We start from the raw sequence: 1206 nt of genomic DNA, 5'->3' as shown, positions 1-1206 counted from the left end.
TATTACCATGACCATAAACCCCATACTTCTGGAGGTCTTCAAGAACCGCTTCTCCTCCATCTGCGAGGAGATGGGCATGGTTTTGACCCGGACGGCCTTTTCCTCCAACATCAAGGAACGCAGGGACCTGTCCTGTGCGGTGTTTTCCCCGCAGGCGGAGATGATAGCCCAGGCCGCGCATATACCTGTGCATCTGGGGTCCATGCCCCTGTCCGTGCAGGCGGCAGTTCAGGACACAGAGCTGGACGAGATTCAACAAGGCGATATGGTCATGCTGAACGACCCCTTCCAGGGTGGAACCCACCTGCCGGATATAACCCTGGTGGCTCCGGTGTTCGCCGGGGGGGACAGGCCTCTTTTCTTCGTGGCCAACAGGGCGCATCACAGTGATATAGGCGGCATGTCCCCGGGCTCCATGCCCCTTTCAACCTCTCTGTACCAGGAAGGCGTGATTATCCCTCCGGTGAAGATCATGCGCCGGGGCAGGATGGAAAAACAAATCTTCAGGCTGCTTTTGAAAAACGTGCGCACTCCAGGGGAGCGGGAGGGAGACCTTTCCGCCCAGGTCATGGCCAATTTTACCGGCATCGCCAGGCTGGAAGAGATCATTGACAGGTACGGGCCGGAACTGGTGCACAACTATGGCCAGGCCCTTATTGATTACTCGGAAAGAATGATGCAGGAGACCATTTCCTCCATTCCTGACGGTACTTACCGGTTTGAGGATTGTCTGGACGATGACGGGCAGGGCGCTGCCGGGATTCCTTTAAGACTGGAACTAAGTGTTCAAGGCAGCACCGCCGGCCTGGATTTTACCGCCAGTGCGGACCAGGTCACAGGCTCGGTGAATGCGGTCCGGGCCATCACCATGTCCTGTGCCCTGTACGTGCTTCGTTGCCTGGTCAACGAGGATATCTTGGCCAACAGCGGGTGCTTGAGGCCGGTTAAGGTGCATACCAGGCCGGGATCAGTCTTAGATGCGCTGCACCCGGGGGCGGTGGCCGGGGGCAATGTGGAGACTTCCCAGCGCATCGTGGACGTTATCCTGGGAGCCTTGTCCAGGGCAATCCCGGAAAGGATTCCTGCTGCTTCCCAGGGCACCATGAACAACGTGACCATAGGCGGAGTGGACCCCCGCTCGGGCAGGGCCTTTACCTATTACGAGACCCTGGCCGGCGGAATGGGGGCCTCCTGCAGGCATCACGG

The 1206-nt window shown here is 58.8% G+C and carries 1 protein-coding gene; it reads left to right on the top strand.

Annotation, left to right across the window (positions count from 1 at the left end; genetic code table 11):
* Positions 1–7: 7 nt before the first annotated feature.
* A partial coding sequence (locus D5S03_RS05810) for a hydantoinase B/oxoprolinase family protein (RefSeq protein WP_287042985.1) occupies positions 8–1206 on the top strand: 1199 nt, incomplete at its 3' end.

Source organism: Desulfonatronospira sp. MSAO_Bac3 (genome assembly GCF_003838035.1).
Classification (GTDB): Bacteria; Desulfobacterota; Desulfovibrionia; order Desulfovibrionales; family Desulfonatronovibrionaceae; genus Desulfonatronospira; species Desulfonatronospira thiodismutans.
Note: the sequence above shows the minus strand (reverse complement) of the source record. Positions and strands in the feature narration are given on the sequence as shown.